We start from the raw sequence: 17,952 nt of genomic DNA, 5'->3' as shown, positions 1-17,952 counted from the left end.
GGCGTTCTGCTGCCCCGCTTGCCGGATGTTGTGCAGCGCCTGCATCACCTGCTCGATCCCGAGCTGCTGCTGGTTGGTCGAGGCCACGATCTGCTGGAACGTCTGGACGTTCTCCTCCACCCGCGCCGTGATCTCCTCGATGGTCCGCTGCGTCGTGTCCGAACGGGTCTTGCCCGAGGCCGCGCGCTTGACCGCCTCCTCGGTGAGCATCACCGAGGTGTTGATGCCCCGCTGGATCTCGCCCAGCAGCCCCCGGACCTGGCCGGTGGCCGCCTTGGCCTGGTCGGCCAAGAGCTTCATCTCCGAGGCCACCACGGCGAAGCTGCGCCCGCTCTCGCCGGCCGCGGCCGCCTCGATGGCGGCGTTGAGCGCCAGGAGATGCGTGCGCTCGGAGATGTCGTTGACCGTCTCGATGATGTCGCCGATCGTCTGGGTCTTCTCCGACAGGCTGACGATGTTGCCGGCCACGGCCTCGGCCTGCTCGCGGATCGCGTCCATGGCCTTAGCGGTGTCGGAGACGGCGCGCAGGCCCTGGCGGGAGGTCTGGGCGGTGGCCTGGGCGGTGGCGATGACCTCGGTGGCGCGCTTGCCGATCTGGGCGCCGGAATGGGTGATCTCGTCGACGGTGGCCGCGGTCTCTTGGACGGCGGCGAACTGCTCCTCGACGGACGCGGCCTGCTGCTGCGCCGAGGCCCGGATCTCGGCGGCGGCGGCGTTGAGGTCGGCGGTGGCCGCCCGGTTGGTCCGGGCGAGGTCCGACAGGCCCGACACCATGGCGTTGAGTGTCCGACCGAGGCGGGCGATCTCGTCGCCGCCGCGCACGTCGAGCTGCCCCGACAGGTCCCCCGAGCCGACCCGCTCGACGAACCCCATCACCGTCTCGAGCGGGCGCACCACCGCACGGCGGATAAGCCACGTGACGATCATCGCCAGCAGCACGGCGGCCGCGAGGGTCAGGTGGATCGAGAGGCGCGAGCGCTCGTAGACCTCGTGCGCGGCGCGCTGTCCCAGGGCCATGCTGCCGTCGAGCAGGGTGCGCAGATTGGTGATGCCGCCGAGGAACGGCGCCTGCAGTCGGCCGATCTCGTCGTTGCGCGCCTCGACGGCGGCGACATCCTGGTTGGCGATGGCGGCGAACTGCGCCTCGCTCACGCTCCGGACATCCCGGAACGAGCGCTGCACCTCGGTGGCCGCCGCGGCGATCCGGTCCCAGGCGGCGTTGCGCTCGGCGGAGATCGAGATCGTCCGGTACTCGCTGGCGAGCTGGACCGTGGTGGCGAGGCCGGCCTCGACCTTGGCGGCGGTCTGGCGCCACGCCGCCACGTTGTCGTCGGCGCGCGCCGGCCGGCCTTGCGCCTGCGACAGCATCGCGATCACGGCGTTGCGGCGCAGGAGCCCCAGGTCGCGGGCCTGGTTGCCCAGATCGTCGAGCTGGCGCAGCACCGACATGTCGCGCCGGACGATGGCGTCGGTGGTGTCGCGCACCGCCCCGATCTGCTCCAGCGCGTAGAAGCCGAGAGCCACGATCACCACCGTGACGGCGACGAAGCCGAGGAGGATGCGTCTTCCGATCGAGAACGTCACGGTCGGGGCTAGCTCCGGTGGTGGGGCGCGGATGCGCGGATCAGGGCGTTAGGGCAGGACGCGGCGCAGGAGGCGGGGCAGGTCGACGACGACGAAATCCGGTCGGCCGTCGCGGGCCGAAGCGGGGGCATAGCCCGAAGCGGCGGCGTTGCCCAACCCGGCGGGGTCGGCCTCGGCTGTCGCCCCTGCGGCGGAGGGTCCCGGGGCGACGGCGATCCCGAGCACCCGGTCGACCGCCAGAGCCACGGGCTGTGCCTGGGCGGCGCGCAGCACGACGAGATGGCCGGCGCCCAGCTCGGCGTCCGGCGGCTCCGGCCGGCCGAGGGCCCGGGCGAGGCCGAGAACGCCGACGATCCGGCCCGAGAGGGCGATCAGGCCCAGCAGCGCCGGCACGGCCCCGGGCATCGGCGTGGATGGGCGCATCGGCAACACCTGCGCGACCGCCGCGAGGGGAATCCCGTAGCGCTCGGTCCCGCAGGCGCAGACAAGGTGGTCGATGCCGTGCACGGCCCCCACGGCAGCGGCTTGCCGCCGGGCGAGCGCGGCGGCGCGCTCGGCCTTGAGGTCCCGCTCGGACTTGCGCGGTCGGCTCCGCTCCGGTGCGCTCGGGCGCGCGTCCATTTAAAAGCTCCCGCTGCCTGGGCCGCGATACGGGCCGAGCCCGGTGCGGGCTGCGGCGGCCCCGGCCGCGACCTCGCCGGCCACCGCGCCATCACCCTCGCGGAGGGGCGTCTCCGGCTCGAGGGCCTGACTCAGCGCGACGGCGTTGTCGAGGGCGCGCGCGGCCTCCTCGGCACGCCCCATCGCCATCAGCAGCAGGCCGAGATGGTAATGGGCCATGACGAAACCCCGGTCGAGATAGAGCGCCGCCCGGAAGGCCCGCTCGGCCTCGACGTCCCGACCGAGGGTGCGGGCGAGCAGCCCCTCGTAGAAGCGCAAAGACGGATCGGTCGGATCCCGTTCCAGAGCGCCGGGCAGCAGCCGCCAGGCGGTGCCGGTCTCGCCGGCATCGGCCAGGGCGCGGATCTGGGCGAGGTCGCCGGCCTGCACGGCGTCATCGCCACGATCGAGGCTCACGGCGATGGCGGGCAGGGGCGCGGGCGGAACGAGAATAGCGACGGCCGCTTCAGCGGGCTCGAGCGGCGGGTCCGCCGGCAGGGGTTGGGACGCCGGCCAGGGCGGTTCGACGGCGAGCGGCACCGGCCAGGGCACGGGCGGCGGGACGGCATCGGCGAGACGCCGGTAGGCGACGGTGCCGGGCAGGCTGACCGGATCGAGGAACCCCGAAAAGGTCGGGTTCGGCTCGGCATGGCCAAGGAGTATCCAGCCGTCCGGGCGAAGCCGGCGTCCGAGGCCGCGCACCACCGCGGCCACCGTCTCGGCCTCGAAATAGATCAGTACGTTGCGGCACAGGATCAGGTCGAACCCCTCGCCGGGCGGCCGCTTCGGCTCGATCAGGCTCAGGAGGTTGCCGCGCTCGAACCGCACCAGGGTGCGGAATTCCGGCCGCAGGGCGTAGCCGCCCTCCCGGCGGATCCCGGGCGCGGGAGGCAAGCGGGTGAAGTAGCGCAGCCGGTCCTCCGGCGGCATGGTGCGGAGCGCCCAGCGGCCGTACACGGCCGCCCGGGCGGTCGCCAGCGCCTCGACGCTAATATCGGTGCCGAGGATCGCGATCCGCCAGTCGGGCAGGGCATCGCCCAGGGCCTCGCGGACCAGGATCGCCAGGGAATAGGGCTCGGCCCCGGTGGAGCAACCGGCGCTCCAGATCCGCAGGGTGCGGTCGAGGCTGCGCGCCGCGATCAGCGCCGGCAGGATCGTCTGGCGCAGGGCCTGGAACTGCTCCGCGTACCGGAAGAAGAAGGTCTCGCCGACGGTGATCTCGGCCTCGAGCTGGGACCATTCCGCCTCGCCCTTGGACCGGTCGGCCAGGAGCGCGGTGTAGGCGGCGCAATCGGCGACCGCATTGGCCCGGAAGCGTCGGCGCAGGCGCTCGATCAGCAGCTCGTCCTTGTCGATGTAATAGTGGTGGCCGGTGCGCGCGATGATCCGCGCCTTGAGCGCGGCATAGGCCGGGTCGTCAGCCGCCTCGGGACGGAACGGAGCGGGGCGCGGCATCGCCGGATCACGCGGTTGCGGGCAGGGCGGCCAGGCGCTCGGCCGCGGCCTGGGTCAGCGCCGCGACCCGGGCCCGCTCCTGGGCGGTCAGGAGGCTCGCAGGAGCCAGGGCGTGCACGAGCCGGTCGCTGATCACCAGCTCGGCGGCGACGCAGCCGTTGAGCGTGCCGTCCTGCTCGGACGGCCGGATCGCGGAGTCGGGCACGATCACGAGATCGGCGGCGCGATCGACCAGGTAGGCGACGGAATCGTCCCGGGTGAGCACCAGATGCGCGTAGAGGCCCGGGGCGGTGGCGGCCGGGCGCAGGCCGAGCAAGGGCGCCAGATCGACCACCGGGATCGGCGCGCCGCCGAGATTGAGGAAGCCGGCGAGCCAGCCGCCGGTGGCCGGGGGCGTGTGCAGGTCCGGCAGGGGCAGGATCTCGGAGACGGAGGCGCGGGGCAGGGCGCACGGCGTGCCGGCCACATCGAGGAGCAGATAGGCCGAACCGCTGCTGGCCAAAGCCGCCCCTCCTGTAAGCCCCACGGTCACGGTCGCGCCGGGCCCGCTCGCGAGATAGGCCCACGGCCGGCGGCAGGCAATCGTCCACAATCGGATCGCGGAACCGGGGAACCATGTCTCCCCTCAGCCGCTTATTTTCCGACGCAGCGGCAAAGCCCTAGACGTTGGGCGACGCCTTGCCTGCGCCTGTCTTACGCCAGGGATCGATCATGAAGAAACTGCTGTTGGCTGCCGCGTCGCTGACGCTGCTCGCGGGCTCCGCTTACGCCCAGGGTAATGCGCCCTACAACAATTCCGGCGCCCAGGCTGGCGGCCCCCGCGGCGGCATGGAGCGGGCCGGCGAAGCCGCCGCCATGGAGCGGGGCGCAGTTGCGCCGACCGAGCGCCCGATGATGCGCAAGCGCATGAAGCACAAGCGCATGATGAAGCATCACCGCCGGATGCGTCACCACCAGATGTGATCAGGCCGGGATCGCCGCACGCGGCCTCTACCGGACGATCTGGCCTGTCGCGCTCGCGGCAGGCCTTTTTTGTGGGGTTTTTCCGGCGTGGTTCAGATGCTCCACTTCGAGGATGACACGCGCCCTCCCTCCGCCCTTTGCGGGGGAGGGAGGGCGCGTGTGTGACCAAGCAAACACCGCGTAGTCCAGTGAGGAAGTTGCCCGCGCCACGGTCTACCGGTGTTGAGAATCCTGTCCTCTACCCGAGCGATCCGGTTGCCCCACCGCCCCGGCAGGTCCACTCTCGTTACGAAAGCCGCCACACCCGCAGGATGTTCGAAAACGAACATCTGCACCTATAGGGCGGCCCGAGGAACACCAGGAGTCTCGATGTCACGCCTGCTCGACCGGAAATCCGAGGACAGGGTCGAGGCAACCGGGGTCGAGGGGCGGCGGTGCGCCATCGTGGCGGCGGTGCGCCAGCGGGGCTTCGTCACCATCGAAACCCTGGCCGCGCAATTCGGCGTCACCGTGCAGACGATCCGGCGGGATCTCAACGAACTGAGCGCGGAGGGGCGGCTGGAGCGCTACCGGGGCGGCGGCGGGCTGCCGTCGAGCGTCGAGAACATCGACTATGCCGATCGCCGGGTAACCCTGCTGCCGGAGAAGACCCGGATCGGCCGGCTGGCGGCCGCCCGGATCCCGTCGCACTGCTCGGTCTTCGTCAATATCGGCACGACCCCCGAGGCCGTGGCCCGCGAATTAACCCGGCACGACGACCTTAGCGTCATCACCAACAACCTCAACGTGGCTTTGTCACTGGCCGAGGCCACGGAATTCCACATCGTCGTGGCCGGCGGCACCGTGCGCAACCGCGACGGCGCGGTGCTGGGCCAGCTCACCTGTGACACGCTCAGCCAGTTCCGGGTGGACGTGGCGGTGATCGGCATCAGCGGCATCGATGCCGACGGCGCGCTGCTCGACTACGATTACGAGGAGGTGCGGGCGACGCAGACCATCCTGGCCCATGCCCGCAAGACCTTCCTGGTCGCCGACCACACCAAGTTCACCCGGCGACCGATGGTGCAGGTCGGGCGTCTGGATCAGGTCGACACATTCTTCACCGACCGGACGCCGCCGCCCGAGGTCGTCGCGATGATCGAGCGCCAGGGCGTCACCCTGGCGGTGGCCGACGACGAACCGTAACGAACATGTGCTTTTTCGCTTGCGAAAATCGGCAGGCGGCTCAATATGTCCTGAACCCGCCATCGAGGGCGGGAGAGGAGGAACAATGCCGGCTGCAACGCGCCAGCGCACGCCGTCCGACGCCTACGATCTTCTGGTCATCGGCGGCGGCATCAACGGCACCGGAATCGCGCGCGATGCGTCGGGCCGCGGCCTGTCGGTCCTGCTGGCCGAGCGCGGGGACCTGGCCGGCTTCACCTCCTCGTCCTCGACGAAGCTGATCCACGGCGGGCTGCGCTACCTCGAATATTACGAGTTCCGCCTGGTCCGCGAGGCCCTGGCCGAGCGCGAGCGGCTGCTGCGCCAGGCGCCCCACGTGATCTGGCCCCTGCGCTTCGTGCTGCCCCACGACGAGGGCCTGCGCCCGGCCTGGATGCTGCGGCTCGGCCTGTTCCTGTACGATCATCTCGCCCGGCTGCGGACCCTGCCGGGCTCGAAGTCCGTCGATCTGCGCAGCTCCCCCTACGGCGCGCCGCTGCAGAAGCGGCTGACCAAGGGCTTCGTCTATTCGGACTGCTGGGTCGAGGACAGCCGCCTGGTGGTGCTCAACGCCATGGATGCCCGAGAGCGCGGCGCCACGGTCCTGACCCGCACCGGCGTGGTCTCGGCGCGGCGCGAGGGCGACGGCTGGGTCGCGACCCTGCGCGACGAGCGCACCGGAACCGAGCGGATGGTCCGGGCCAAGGCCGTGGTCAACGCCGCCGGTCCCTGGGTGAGCGCGACGCTGGGCGGCACGCTCGGCATCAACAGCCGAGCCGCGGTGCGCCTGATCAAGGGCAGCCACATCGTGGTCAAGCGCCTGTTCCCGGGGGACCAGGCCTACATCCTGCAGCAGCCCGACAAGCGCATCATCTTCGCGATTCCCTACGAGCGCGACTTCACGCTGATCGGCACCACCGACGTGCCCTATGACGGCGAGCCCGGGCCGGTCTCGATCTCCCCCGAGGAGACCGACTACCTCTGCGGCTGCATCAACCGCTCCTTCGACACCCGCATCACCCCGGCCGACGTGGTCTGGAGCTATTCGGGCGTGCGCCCGCTCTATGACGACGCGGCCGAGAACGCCTCCGCGGTGACCCGCGACTACGTCCTCGACGTGGAGGACCAAGGCGGGAAGGCGGCAGTGCTGTCGGTGTTCGGCGGCAAGATCACCACCTACCGGCGGCTGGCCGAGCACGCGATCGAGAAGCTCAAGCCGTTCTTCCCGGGCCTCAAGCCGGCCTGGACCGGCGAGGCGGTGCTGCCCGGCGGCGCCATGCCGGACGCGGATTTCGACCGGTTCCTCGCCGAGCTTCAGGCGGAGAAGCCGTTCCTGCCCGCCGAGACCGCGCGGCGCCTCGCCCGGGCCTACGGCACCAAAGCGCGCGAGATCGTCGGGAGCGCGCAATCCATGGCCGATCTCGGCGCGGTGTTCGACGGCGGCCTCACGGCGGCCGAGGTCGATTACCTGCGTATCGCCGAATGGGCGGTCACCGCCGAGGACATCCTCTGGCGCCGCTCCAAGCTCGGGCTGCGCACCAGCCCCGAGAGCGCCGCGCGGCTTGCCGCCTACCTCGACCGCAAGGCCGAGGCCGCATGATCCAGTCGAACCCGAGCCGGCGCGAGACCGGTCGGGCCTAACCAAGGGAGGGAACGATGAGCCGTTACGTCGGGGCCATCGACCAGGGCACCACGAGCAGCCGCTTCATGGTGTTCGATCGCGCGGGCAGCGTCATCGCGCTGGCCCAGGCCGAGCACGCGCAGATCTATCCGGCCCCCGGCCATGTCGAGCACGACGCCGCCGAGATCTGGACCAAGACGCAGGGCGTGATGCGCGAGGCCCTGGACAAGGCCGGCCTCCAGCCCACCGACCTCGCGTCCATCGGCATCACCAACCAGCGCGAGACTACGCTGATCTGGGACCGCCGCACCGGCAAGCCGCTGCACAACGCCCTGGTCTGGCAGGATACCCGCAACGACCGGCTGGTCTCCGAGTTCGCCCGCGACGGCGGCCGCGACCGGTTCCGCGACCTCACTGGCCTGCCGCTGGCGAGCTACTTTTCCGGACTGAAGCTGCGTTGGCTGCTCGACCATGTCGAGGGCGCCCGGGAGCGGGCCGAAGCCGGCGACGTGCTGTTCGGCAACATCGACACCTGGCTGGTCTGGAACCTCACCGGCGGGACCGAGGGCGGGCTGCACGTTACCGACGTGACCAATGCCAGCCGCACGCAGCTGATGTCGCTGAAGTCCCTGGATTGGGACGACGGCATGCTGAAAACCTTCGGCATCCCGCGGGCGATGCTGCCCCGGATCGTCTCGTCGAGCGAGGTCTACGGCGAGACCAAGGCGCCGTTCGCCGGCGTGCCGATCGCCGGCATCCTGGGCGACCAGCAGGCGGCCCTGTTCGGCCAGACCTGCTTCGCGCCGGGCGAGGCCAAGAACACCTACGGCACCGGCTGCTTCGCGCTGATGAACACCGGCACCGAGCCGGTCCCGTCCAAGGCCGGCCTGGTCACGACCCTGGCCTACCGTCTCGACGGCCAGAAGCCCGCCTACGCCCTGGAGGGCTCCATCGCGATCACCGGCGCCCTGGTGCAGTGGCTGCGCGACAACCTGCACATGATCAAGGATTCGGCCGAGGTCGAGACGCTGGCCACGACCGTCGAGGACAATGGCGGCGTCTACTTCGTGCCGGCCTTCTCGGGCCTCTACGCGCCGCACTGGAACGAGGGTGCGCGCGGGCTGATCATCGGCCTGACCCGCTACGTCAACCGCGGCCACATCGCCCGCTCGGTGCTGGAGGCGACCGCCTTCCAGACCCACGAGGTGCTGGACGCGATGGCCAAGGATTCCGGCATCCCGGTCAAGGAGTTGCGTGCCGACGGCGGCATGGTCGCCAACACCACGCTGATGCAGTTCCAGGCGGACATGCTCGATGTGCCGGTGGTGCGCCCGAAGGTCTCCGAGACCACGGCGCTCGGCGCCGCCTACGCGGCCGGCCTCGCGGTCGGCTACTGGAAGGGCCTCGACGACCTCAAGCGCAACTGGGGCGTCGACAAGCGCTGGACGCCGAAGATGGATGCCGGCCAGCGCCAGAAGATCGCCGCCGCCTGGGGCCGGGCGGTGCAGCGCTCCTTCGACTGGAAGCTCGACGAGGATTGAGCGGCCAAGGCCCGGGATTCCAAAGGGCCTGCAGCCCCTTGGCAGGGATTCGGGGGCGGAGCACCCGGGGATCGCAGGGCTCTGCTCTGCACCCGCAAAAGGTCTCGGACCTTTTGAAACCAAGATGTTCCGGCCGAAGCCTGAGGGCGAGGACGGCAAAACCTCAAAAAAAGACTTTTTTAACAAGACGATATTTGGGGGAGACCAGACCATGACTTCGCCATTCCTGGGCGAGTTCCTGGGCACGATGACGCTGATCGTGCTGGGAGACGGCGTCGTCGCCGGCGCCCTGCTCAAGAAATCCAAGGGCGAGAATGCCGGCTGGATCGCGATCACAGCCGGCTGGGCCTTCGCGGTGCTGGCCGGGATCTTCGTCGCCACCGCCACCGGCAGCCCGGACGCGCATCTCAATCCCGCCGTGACCGTGGCGGGCGCGGTCAGCTCAGGGGATGTCTCGAAGCTCTGGGTCTACAGCCCGGCGCAGATGCTCGGCGCCTTCGCGGGCGCGGCCATCGTCTGGCTCCACTACCTGCCGCACTGGGCGGCGACCCCGGAGCAGGACCTGAAGCTCGCCTGCTTCTGCACCGGGCCCGCGATCCGGGACGCCAAGGCCAACTGGACCTCGGAGATCATCGCCACCTTCTTCCTCATCCTGACCATCTCGGCATTGGTGACCAACACGCTCGGCGCCTCGGGGGCGATCCCGCGCGGGGTCGCCCCCTACATGGTCGGCATGCTGGTCTGGGGCATCGGCCTCTCGCTCGGCGGCACCACCGGCTACGCCATCAACCCCGCCCGCGATCTTGGACCACGCATCGCGCACGCCGTCCTGCCGATCGCGGGGAAGGGCACCTCCGACTGGGGCTACGCGCTGATCCCGGTGGCCGGCCCCGTTGTCGGGGCGGTGCTGGCCGGGCTGCTGGTACGGGCGCTCGGGATCTGACGGAAACGCCGCATCCTCAACCGCCGCAGGGCGTCCCGGCGTCGCGGCGGTTTGCGGCGCGAGGCCGGGCGCCTTAAGTCAGTCCCACTGACCGACCGCGCCTCCGGGCGCCTCCCCCCGGTGTGGCAGCCCCCGACCCATGGCCGTCGTCCTCGACATCCTGAAGAACGATCCGCGCTCCGCGCGCCTGCGCCATCCCGAGAAGGCGCACCGGCCGGACCAGCCCGTTCAGGCCAAGAAACCGGATTGGATCCGGGTCAAGGCGCCGGGCTCCAAGGCCTGGACCGAGACCCAGAAGATCGTCCGCGAGCACGGCCTGGTTACCGTCTGCGAGGAGGCCGGCTGCCCCAATATCGGCGAGTGCTGGGAGAAGCGGCATGCCACCTTCATGATCATGGGTGACACCTGCACGCGGGCCTGCGCCTTCTGCAACGTCCGCACCGGCTTGCCCGACGCCCTCGACGCCCTGGAGCCGGAGAAAATCGGTGACTCGGTGGCCAAGCTCGGCCTGCACCACGTGGTGATCACCTCGGTGGACCGGGACGACCTGAAGGACGGCGGCGCCCAGCACTTCGCCCGGACCATCGCGGCGATCCGCCGGGCGAGCCCCGGCACCACGGTGGAAATCCTCACCCCCGACTTCCTGCGCAAGGACGGCGCCCTGGAGGTGGTGGTCGCGGCCAAGCCCGACGTGTTCAACCACAACCTGGAGACGGTGCCGGCCAAGTACCTGACGGTGCGGCCCGGCGCCCGCTACTTCCACTCGGTGCGCCTGCTGCAGCGGGTGAAGGAGCTCGACCCGACGATCTTCACCAAGTCCGGCATCATGGTCGGGCTCGGCGAGGAGCGCAACGAAGTGCTCCAGCTCATGGACGACCTGCGCTCGGCCGATGTCGACTTCCTGACCATCGGCCAGTATCTGCAGCCGTCGAAGAAGCATCACGAGGTGGTTCGCTTCATTCCGCCCGACGAATTCAAGACCTACGAGACCACCGCCTACGCCAAGGGCTTCCTGCTGGTCTCGGCCACGCCGCTCACCCGCTCGTCGCACCATGCCGGCGAGGATTTTGCCAAGCTTCAGGCGGCCCGGCTCGCCAAGCACGCTGTCTCGCACGCCCCCGCCCTCTCGGCCTGAGCACGTCGGAAAAGAAATGCCGTCCTTCCGGGTTACCCGCACGGTGCGGCATTCGCCGCAGCAGATGTACGATCTCGTGGCCGACGTGGAGCGCTACCCGGAATTCCTGCCGCTCTGCGAATCCCTGCGGGTGATCCGCCGGCAGGCGATGCCGGAGGGCGGGCAGGTTTTGGTCGCCGAGATGGGCGTGGGCTACAAGGCCATCCGCGAGCGCTTCACCACCCGGGTCAGCCTCGATCCGGCCAACCACAAGATCGTGGCCGAGTATATCGACGGTCCGTTCCGCCACCTGGAGAACCGCTGGTCGTTCAAGGAGGCGCCGAACGGCGGCTGCAGCGTGGATTTCTTCATCACCTACGAGTTCAAGAGCCGGACGCTGGGCCTCCTGATGGGCACGATGTTCGACCGCGCCTTCCGCAAGTTCACCGACGCCTTCGAGGGACGGGCGGACCGGATGTACGGTACCGCCTGAAGGGATCAGGCCCGGGCCGGCATGGACACGTGCTCCGGCCGCACGCCCATCCCGATCATCCGGGCGGGCAGGACCTGGAGCATCGGCAGCCTGTCGAGGATCCGCAGGGCCAGCGGCGCCCGGAACGGCGCATCGGCCTTGAGCGTGCTGGCGATCACCCGGGCCTGGATGAACCGCTGCAGCGCCTGCGTCGCCCGGACCGGGAACATCCGCCGGGCCTGGACCCGGGCGAGGTCGGCCTCGGCGACCGGCCCCGCCCGCAGGGGCCCGGCCAGGATGTTGGCGGCCGCCACCGCGTCCTGGATCGCCAAATTGATGCCGACCCCGCCGACCGGCGACATCGCGTGGGCGGCGTCGCCGATGCAGAGCAGACCGGGACGGTGCCAGCGCGCCAGCCGGTCGACGGTCACGGTCAGGAGCTTGACCGAATCCCAGTCGGCGATGGCGTCGGTGCGGTCGGCCAGGAACGGCGCGATCTCGCCGACCGCCGCCCGAAAGGCCGGCAGCCCCCTGGCGCGGAGCGCCGCGTCACCGTCCTTCGGAACCACATAGGCGCATTGCCAGGTATCGCCCCGGTCGAGGGTAATCAGGATGCGGCCCGGGCCGAATCGCCCGGCTGCCGCCTCCGGATCGCCGTCCTGGCGCGGCAGGCGGAACCACAGCACGTCGATCGGCGCCCCGAAGGCCCGGGGGACAAACCCGGCGCGTTCGCGCATCGCCGAGTGGCGCCCATCCGCGCAGAGCACGAGGTCGGACCGGACCTCCACCGGCCCGTCCGGCCCCTTGGCCCGCACGCCCGCGACCCGGCCCTTTGCCTCGATGAGGTCGCGGGCCTCGGTCCTGCGGATCAGCCGGAAGCCCGGATAGCGCCCGGCCTCACCGGCCAAAAAGTCCAAAAAATCCCATTGCGGCATGAAGGACAGGAAGCGGTTGCGGGTCGGCAGCCGGCTGAAATCGGCGACCCGGTAGCTCCGGCCGTTCACGACGCCCGAGAAGGTCTCGACCCGCCGCTGGGGCAAGGCGCGAAAGCGCTCAGCCAAGCCCAGCTCGTCGATGAGATCGAGGGTGGAGGGGTGGATCGTGTCGCCGCGGAAGTCGCGCAGGAAATCTGCGTGCTTCTCCAGCACCGTGACGGCGATTCCGGCCCGGGCGAAGAGCAGGCCGGCCATCATCCCGGCCGGGCCGCCGCCGACAATGCAGAGCTGGGTCCTCAGGCTGTCCATCGAGCCCTCCCTGCCGTTGGATCAGTCCGCTAGCGCCCCTTCGAGCAGGCCAAGCGCGTCCGCGACCGCCGCCCGGCGAATTTCTCCGCGGCTACGGTCGCCGTAGCGTCGCTCCAGGTGACGCCGTCCGCCCTCCCGCAGCGCCAGCCCGAAATGCACCAGCCCGACCGGCTTCTCGGCGCTGCCGCCGCCGGGGCCGGCGATGCCGGTGATCGCCACGGCCACCGCGGCGTGCGAGGCGGACAACGCCCCGCAGGCCATCGCCCGGGCTACGTCCTCGCTGACGGCGCCGTAACGGCGGATCAGATCCATCGGTACCCCGATCGCCTCCGCCTTGGCTTCGTTCGAGTAGGTGACGTAGCCGCGCTCGAGCACGGCCGAGGAGCCGGGCACCGCGGTGAGCAGCCCCGCCACCAGCCCGCCGGTGCAGGATTCGGCCGTGACGATCGTGCGGCCGGCCTTGGCATAGGCCGCGACCAGCGCCTCGGCGCGTTCGAGAAGCTCCGTGTCGTCGATCATCGCGAGGCTCGCCCTGGGCCGGAGCGCCCTATCTGGTGTTGTGACGCAAGGCCGGTTCCGGCTCAAGGACCGGCCGCCCCCAACAGGAGACCCTATTCAGATGATCTTCCCCGCGACCACGGCCTTCTACGCCGCGCTGCTCGCCCTCGTATATCTCGGCCTGTCCGGCTGGGTGATGGGATCCCGCGTCTCCAGCAACGTCCTGTTCGGCGACGGCGGCGACGAATCCATGCTCAAGCGGGTCCGTTCGCACGCCAATTTCTCGGAGTACGTGCCGCTGGCGCTGATCTTGGTCGGCCTGCTGGAAGCCGGCGGCGGCAGTCATGGGCTGGTCCAGGGCCTGCTGATTGCCCTGCTGGTCGGCCGCATTCTCCATCCGATCGGCATGTTCGCTGCACCCAACTCCGCCCGCCAGTTCGCCTGCCGGGGCGGTGGCATCCTGCTGACGATGGCGACCTTGGCCATCGCGGCGATCGCGCTGCTGCTGCGGACGGCGTGATTTTTCTTTTTGGGGGAAAGGCCTTCGGGCCTCGTCACGGATGAGGGGCCGTACTCGGCCAGAAGCGCTTCGTCCTCTTGCTTTTGAAGAGATAGCAGCTTCGCACGGCGGAGCGAGAGAATCCCCTCGCCCCGCTTGCGGGGAGAGGGCTTCGGCGACCTTGTCGTCGCCGAAGCGAGGCGGCAGCCGAGGGTGAGGGGGCGGTTCAGGACGCGCGCCTCGTTCTGAGACACCCCCCTCACCACCGCTTCGGCTTCGCCTGCGCTTCCCGCACGGACGACGAGGTCCGTGCGGGCCTCTCCCCGCGCGCGGGGAGAGGGGAACCCGCGCCTTATTCAAAGAGGGGTGAAGATCGCAGCCGGTCGAAGTGAGCGGTAGAACGCGGCGGCTGAAATAGGCCTTGGTCTGCCAAAGCGAGCCGGCCGCCTCACCCCTGCCGCATCGCGGTCTCGGCCTCGGCGTCGAGAGCGGGGCCGTCCTCCTCGGGCAGGCGGATCGTGGCGGCGGCCTGGGCGGCGAGGCCCTCGGCGCGGCCGACGAAGCCGAGCTTCTCCGTGGTGGTCGCCTTGATCGACACGGCGGTGAGCGGCACGCCGGCGATCTCGGCGATGCGCGCGCGGATCGCCTCCCGGTGCTGGCCGATCCGCGGCGCCTCGGCGAGCACGGTGATGTCGAGATGATCGATCCGGCCGCCGCGCGCCCGGACCAGCTCGCAGGCATGGGCCAGGAACTGGTCCGACGAAGCACCCCGCCAGCGCTCGTCCGAGGGCGGAAAGTGGGTGCCGATATCGCCGTCCGCGATGGCGCCGAGCAGCGCGTCGGTGAGTGCGTGCAGCGCCACGTCGCCGTCGGAATGGGCCAGCACCCCGCGATCGGCGGGAATCTTGATGCCGCCGAGCCAGACATGGTCGCCGGTCGTGAAGGCGTGAACGTCGAAGCCGGTGCCGAGGCGGGTGACGTAGGTGGTCATGGCGCGGGCTCCGGGCGCAGGTAATTCGGAAGGGTCGGAGGCGAAGGCCCGGTCCGCCTCGATCAGGTCGGCGGGCTGGGTGATCTTGCGGTTGGCGATGTCGCCGACGAACACCACCACGGGCAAGCCCGCCCATTCGGCGAGCGCCCCGTCGTCGGTGAAGCCGTCGAGGCCTTGCGCGGCCGCATCGCGATGGGCACCGAGCAGCGGCGCGAAGGTGAAGGCCTGGGGGGTCTGGACCGCGCGGAGATGCTCCCGGGGCGGGGTCTCGTGCACGCGACCGATGCCGGGGGCGATCTCGGCGACGCGCTTGACCGTGTCGGTCACCGGCACGCCCGGCACCGCGGCGCCGTGGTCGCGGCCGGCCGCGATCGCCCGGGCGATCAGGGCGGCGTCGACATAGGGGCGGGCGGCATCGTGCACCAGCACGATCTCCGGCGCCGCGCCGGCCGCCAGGGCCTCGAGCCCGGCGCGCACCGAGAGCTGCCGGGTGGCGCCGCCCTCAACGGGGGCGCCGATCTTGTCCCGCATCGCGGGGGTGAGCTCTTCGAGGCAGCTTTGAAAGAATTCGGCCGCGTCGGCGGCGATCACCGGCTGGATCCGGGCGATGGTGTCCTGGGCGGCGAGGGCGGCCAGCGTCCGGGTCAGGACCGCCTGGCCGCCGACCCGGCGATACTGCTTGGGCGTGCCGCCGCCGATGCGGATGCCGCGGCCGGCGGCAACCACCACCGCGGCGACGCCGGACCCCGTATCCACGGGTCCGGTGGCAGGCGTGCCGGTGGCGGGCATGGGCAGCGAACTCGTGGAATCCAGGGCATGGCGGCAGCGGGCGCGCGGGCCAGCCGTGCTGCCGAGCCTCTGCCGGTGAGGATGCCCGTCGTTTAAGCGGGGGAGGGCGCGAAATCAACGCGCGGCACCCGCTTGCCAGCGGACCGCATTTGCCTCATTGTTGTGCAGAATGGCGACTGATCATTATTTAAGCGCGCTGCGCGACGGACGACCGGCCGGCGGGGGCGAAACTCCCGCCCCGTTGTGCCTGCTCGCGCCCCTGTCGGGGGTCACCGACCTGCATATGCGCCGGATCGCCCGGCGCTGCGGCGCCGACGCGGTGGTGTCCGAGATGGTGGCCGCGCGCGAATTCACCCGCGGCGCCGGCGAGGCGACCCTGCGGGCGGACGGCTCGGGCGTCGACCTGCACGTGGTCCAGCTCGCCGGCTGCGAGGCAGAACCCATGGCTGAGGCCGCCCGGCTGGCCGAGGCGGGCGGGGCCGACGTGATCGACGTTAACATGGGCTGCCCGGCCAAGATCGTGACCGGAATCGCCTCCGGCTCGGCCCTGATGCGCGACCTCGACCATGCCGAGCGGCTGCTCGCCGCCGTGCGCGGGGCGGTGTCGGTGCCGGTCACCGTCAAGATGCGGCTCGGCTGGGACGACGCCACGCGCAACGCCGTCGATCTGGCCACCCGGGCCGAGCGGCTTGGGCTGAACGCCGTGACCGTCCACGGGCGGACCCGGCAGCAATTCTACAAGGGCACGGCCGACTGGGACGCGATCCGGCCTGTGGTCGAGGCGGTGTCGATCCCGGTGATCGCCAACGGCGACGTCGTTGACCTCGCCAGCGCCCGAGCGTGCCTGGCGGCCTCCGGCGCGGCCGGGGTGATGATCGGGCGCGCCGCCACCGGGCGGCCCTGGCTGGTCGGGCAGGTGGCGGCGGCTCTCGCTGGACGCCCGGCGGAGGCGCCCGCGCGGGCCGAGCAGGCCGACATGGCGGCCGCGCATTACGCCGGCCTGCTGTCGCTCTACGGCCGTCACATGGGCGTGCGCCACGCCCGCAAGCACCTGGCCGCCTACGCCGAGACCGGCGGCGCGCTCGAGCCGGCCGAGCGCGCCGCGCTCCTCACCACCACCGATCCCGATGTGGCGCTGGCCCTCCTGGCCCGGGCCTTCGGGGCGGCCGACATGGTCCGGGAGGCCGCGTGAGCGACGACGCCGTCTCGAATTCGGGCAGCCCGGAAAGCCCTGCCGGCCAGCGCCCCCCCGCCGGGGAGGCCGTGCTCAACGCCCTGCCGTTGCCGGTCCTGACCATCGGCGGCGACGAGCGGATCCTGCACTGCAATCACGCCGCGGAGGCGTTCTTCGACTATTCCGCGCGCCTGATGCAGCGCCGCCGCCTGCGCGACATCATCCCGTTCGCCTCGCCGATCATCGCGCTGGTGGCCGAGGTCCGGCGCCGTCGGGCCAGCGTCAGCGAATATCGGGTCGAGCTCACCCAGCCCCGCCTCGGGCTGGAGCGCAGCGTCGACGTCTTCGCGACGCCGCTCTGCGACGACGACGACGCCGTGGTGATGATGCTCCAGGAGCGCACCATCGCGGACAAGATGAACCGCCAGCTCACCCATCGCGGCGCCGCCCGCTCGATGGTGGCGCTCGGCGCGATGCTGGCGCACGAGATCAAGAACCCGCTGGCCGGCATCCGCGGCGCCGCACAGCTCCTGGAGAGCACCGGCGCCGAAGAGGACCGGATGCTGACCCGGCTGATCTGCGACGAGTCGGACCGGATCGTGCGCATCGTCGAGCGGATGGAGCTGTTCGGAGACGAGCGCCCGGCCGATCGCGGCGCCGTCAACGTCCACGGGGTGCTCGATCAGGTGAAGCGTTCGGCGCAGTCGGGGTTCGCACGCCATATCCGGTTCATCGAGACCTATGACCCGTCGCTGCCGCCGGTGCTCGGCAGCCGCGACCAGTTGATCCAGGTGATCCTGAATCTCGTGAAGAACGCCGCCGAGGCGATCGGCCCGGACGCGGTCGAGGGCGAGATCACCCTGTCCACCGCGTTCCGCACCGGCTTGCGCCTGCAGGTGCCGGGGTCGCGCGAGCGGGTCAGCCTGCCGATCGAGGTGGCGATCCGCGACAACGGGCCAGGCATCTCGGCCGACCTGCTGCCCGACCTGTTCGATCCGTTCGTGACCACCAAGGCGCAGGGGTCCGGCCTCGGACTTGCATTGGTCGCTAAGATCGTCGGCGACCACGGAGGCATCGTCGAGTGCGATCCCGCCCCCCGCCGCACGACGTTCCGCATCCTCCTGCCGATGTCGAGTGCCCGCGACGGGCGCGAATCGGCGGTCGAGCCGTAATGTCGCCTTGTGTTTCGGCCGCCCGGCCG

Annotated in this window: 17 protein-coding genes; 10 read left to right on the top strand and 7 right to left on the bottom strand. The window is 70.8% G+C overall.

Translation table 11 applies throughout. The features are described 5' to 3' along the window. The 4 genes from MKK65_RS00645 to MKK65_RS00630 all read right to left on the bottom strand — a co-directional run. Positions 1–1,584 (bottom strand): methyl-accepting chemotaxis protein (locus MKK65_RS00645; protein ID WP_243954410.1); only part of this gene is annotated, 1,584 nt, incomplete at its 3' end. Positions 1,585–1,632: 48 nt separating this feature from the next. Next, positions 1,633–2,205 carry a chemotaxis protein CheW gene (locus MKK65_RS00640; protein ID WP_243954408.1) on the bottom strand — a complete coding sequence of 191 codons (573 nt, stop codon included), beginning with the start codon at positions 2,203–2,205 and terminating at the stop codon, positions 1,633–1,635. Continuing rightward, positions 2,206–3,699 (bottom strand): CheR family methyltransferase, encoded by a 1,494-nt coding sequence (locus MKK65_RS00635; RefSeq protein ID WP_243954406.1) that lies wholly within the window; start codon positions 3,697–3,699, stop codon positions 2,206–2,208. A 7-nt stretch (positions 3,700–3,706) separates the two neighbouring features. Continuing rightward, positions 3,707–4,201, bottom strand: a complete 495-nt coding sequence (locus tag MKK65_RS00630) for a chemotaxis protein CheW (protein WP_243954404.1) — start codon at positions 4,199–4,201, stop codon at positions 3,707–3,709. A gap of 209 nt (positions 4,202–4,410) precedes the next feature. On the opposite strand from MKK65_RS00630, the gene MKK65_RS00625 reads away from it, so the two are divergent. The 7 genes from MKK65_RS00625 (at position 4,411) to MKK65_RS00595 (ending at position 11,577) form a co-directional block, all read left to right on the top strand. After that, the gene (locus MKK65_RS00625) at positions 4,411–4,662 is read left to right on the top strand and encodes a hypothetical protein (RefSeq protein WP_058192218.1); all 252 of its coding nucleotides are present in this window, start codon (positions 4,411–4,413) and stop codon (positions 4,660–4,662) included. A gap of 369 nt (positions 4,663–5,031) precedes the next feature. Then, positions 5,032–5,847 carry a DeoR/GlpR family DNA-binding transcription regulator gene (locus tag MKK65_RS00620; protein WP_243954401.1) on the top strand — a complete coding sequence of 272 codons (816 nt, stop codon included), beginning with the start codon at positions 5,032–5,034 and terminating at the stop codon, positions 5,845–5,847. A gap of 85 nt (positions 5,848–5,932) precedes the next feature. Continuing rightward, positions 5,933–7,465, top strand: a complete 1,533-nt coding sequence (gene glpD, locus MKK65_RS00615; protein WP_243954399.1) for a glycerol-3-phosphate dehydrogenase — start codon at positions 5,933–5,935, stop codon at positions 7,463–7,465. A gap of 56 nt (positions 7,466–7,521) precedes the next feature. Next, positions 7,522–9,027, top strand: a complete 1,506-nt coding sequence (glpK, locus tag MKK65_RS00610) for a glycerol kinase GlpK (protein ID WP_243954397.1) — start codon at positions 7,522–7,524, stop codon at positions 9,025–9,027. A gap of 211 nt (positions 9,028–9,238) precedes the next feature. Further along, the gene (locus MKK65_RS00605) at positions 9,239–9,970 is read left to right on the top strand and encodes an MIP/aquaporin family protein (RefSeq protein WP_243954395.1); all 732 of its coding nucleotides are present in this window, start codon (positions 9,239–9,241) and stop codon (positions 9,968–9,970) included. Positions 9,971–10,109: 139 nt separating this feature from the next. Continuing rightward, positions 10,110–11,105 carry a lipoyl synthase gene (gene lipA, locus MKK65_RS00600; RefSeq protein ID WP_243954393.1) on the top strand — a complete coding sequence of 332 codons (996 nt, stop codon included), beginning with the start codon at positions 10,110–10,112 and terminating at the stop codon, positions 11,103–11,105. Positions 11,106–11,121: 16 nt separating this feature from the next. After that, positions 11,122–11,577, top strand: coding sequence for a type II toxin-antitoxin system RatA family toxin (locus MKK65_RS00595; RefSeq protein WP_243954391.1), 456 nt, complete (start codon positions 11,122–11,124; stop codon positions 11,575–11,577). Between the two features lie 5 nt (positions 11,578–11,582). Here MKK65_RS00595 and MKK65_RS00590 read toward each other — a convergent pair whose 3' ends face one another. Further along, positions 11,583–12,800, bottom strand: coding sequence for an FAD-dependent oxidoreductase (locus MKK65_RS00590; protein ID WP_243954389.1), 1,218 nt, complete (start codon positions 12,798–12,800; stop codon positions 11,583–11,585). A gap of 21 nt (positions 12,801–12,821) precedes the next feature. Further along, entirely contained in the window at positions 12,822–13,319 is a 498-nt protein-coding gene (locus MKK65_RS00585; RefSeq protein ID WP_243954388.1) for a CinA family protein, read from the bottom strand. A gap of 100 nt (positions 13,320–13,419) precedes the next feature. Here MKK65_RS00585 and MKK65_RS00580 point away from each other — a divergent pair, with 100 nt between their 5' ends. Next, positions 13,420–13,818, top strand: a complete 399-nt coding sequence (locus MKK65_RS00580; protein ID WP_243954386.1) for an MAPEG family protein — start codon at positions 13,420–13,422, stop codon at positions 13,816–13,818. Between the two features lie 427 nt (positions 13,819–14,245). On the opposite strand, the gene MKK65_RS00575 is transcribed toward MKK65_RS00580, so the two are convergent. After that, positions 14,246–15,577: a bifunctional 2-C-methyl-D-erythritol 4-phosphate cytidylyltransferase/2-C-methyl-D-erythritol 2,4-cyclodiphosphate synthase gene (locus tag MKK65_RS00575; RefSeq protein WP_243954384.1), complete on the bottom strand. Its 1,332-nt coding sequence runs from the start codon at positions 15,575–15,577 to the stop codon at positions 14,246–14,248. Positions 15,578–15,746: 169 nt separating this feature from the next. On the opposite strand from MKK65_RS00575, the gene dusB reads away from it, so the two are divergent. Further along, positions 15,747–16,769, top strand: coding sequence for a tRNA dihydrouridine synthase DusB (gene dusB / locus MKK65_RS00570; RefSeq protein ID WP_243954382.1), 1,023 nt, complete (start codon positions 15,747–15,749; stop codon positions 16,767–16,769). Continuing rightward, on the top strand, positions 16,766–17,923 hold the full coding sequence (locus tag MKK65_RS00565; protein ID WP_058192206.1) for a two-component system sensor histidine kinase NtrB: 1,158 nt from the start codon (positions 16,766–16,768) through the stop codon (positions 17,921–17,923). Before dusB ends, MKK65_RS00565 begins: the two co-directional genes overlap by 4 nt. Positions 17,924–17,952: the final 29 nt, after the last annotated feature.

Origin of the sequence: Methylobacterium sp. J-001 (assembly GCF_022829565.1) — a bacterium.
Lineage (GTDB): Bacteria > Pseudomonadota > Alphaproteobacteria > Rhizobiales > Beijerinckiaceae > Methylobacterium.
The sequence above is the reverse complement of the archived record's forward strand: the minus strand, read 5'-3'. Positions and strand labels throughout refer to the sequence as shown.

Excerpts from the sequence above, each read along its gene's own strand:
- MKK65_RS00640 (WP_243954408.1), bottom strand. The coding sequence starts at position 2,205 with ATGGACGCGCGCCCGAGCGCACCGGAGCGGAGCCGACCGCGCAAGTCC.
- MKK65_RS00635 (WP_243954406.1), bottom strand. The coding sequence starts at position 3,699 with ATGCCGCGCCCCGCTCCGTTCCGTCCCGAGGCGGCTGACGACCCGGCC.
- MKK65_RS00625 (WP_058192218.1), top strand. The coding sequence starts at position 4,411 with ATGAAGAAACTGCTGTTGGCTGCCGCGTCGCTGACGCTGCTCGCGGGC.
- MKK65_RS00620 (WP_243954401.1), top strand. The coding sequence starts at position 5,032 with ATGTCACGCCTGCTCGACCGGAAATCCGAGGACAGGGTCGAGGCAACC.
- glpD (WP_243954399.1), top strand. The coding sequence starts at position 5,933 with ATGCCGGCTGCAACGCGCCAGCGCACGCCGTCCGACGCCTACGATCTT.
- glpK (WP_243954397.1), top strand. The coding sequence starts at position 7,522 with ATGAGCCGTTACGTCGGGGCCATCGACCAGGGCACCACGAGCAGCCGC.
- MKK65_RS00605 (WP_243954395.1), top strand. The coding sequence starts at position 9,239 with ATGACTTCGCCATTCCTGGGCGAGTTCCTGGGCACGATGACGCTGATC.
- lipA (WP_243954393.1), top strand. The coding sequence starts at position 10,110 with ATGGCCGTCGTCCTCGACATCCTGAAGAACGATCCGCGCTCCGCGCGC.
- MKK65_RS00595 (WP_243954391.1), top strand. The coding sequence starts at position 11,122 with ATGCCGTCCTTCCGGGTTACCCGCACGGTGCGGCATTCGCCGCAGCAG.
- MKK65_RS00590 (WP_243954389.1), bottom strand. The coding sequence starts at position 12,800 with ATGGACAGCCTGAGGACCCAGCTCTGCATTGTCGGCGGCGGCCCGGCC.
- MKK65_RS00585 (WP_243954388.1), bottom strand. The coding sequence starts at position 13,319 with ATGATCGACGACACGGAGCTTCTCGAACGCGCCGAGGCGCTGGTCGCG.
- MKK65_RS00580 (WP_243954386.1), top strand. The coding sequence starts at position 13,420 with ATGATCTTCCCCGCGACCACGGCCTTCTACGCCGCGCTGCTCGCCCTC.
- MKK65_RS00575 (WP_243954384.1), bottom strand. The coding sequence starts at position 15,577 with ATGCCCGCCACCGGCACGCCTGCCACCGGACCCGTGGATACGGGGTCC.
- dusB (WP_243954382.1), top strand. The coding sequence starts at position 15,747 with ATGGCGACTGATCATTATTTAAGCGCGCTGCGCGACGGACGACCGGCC.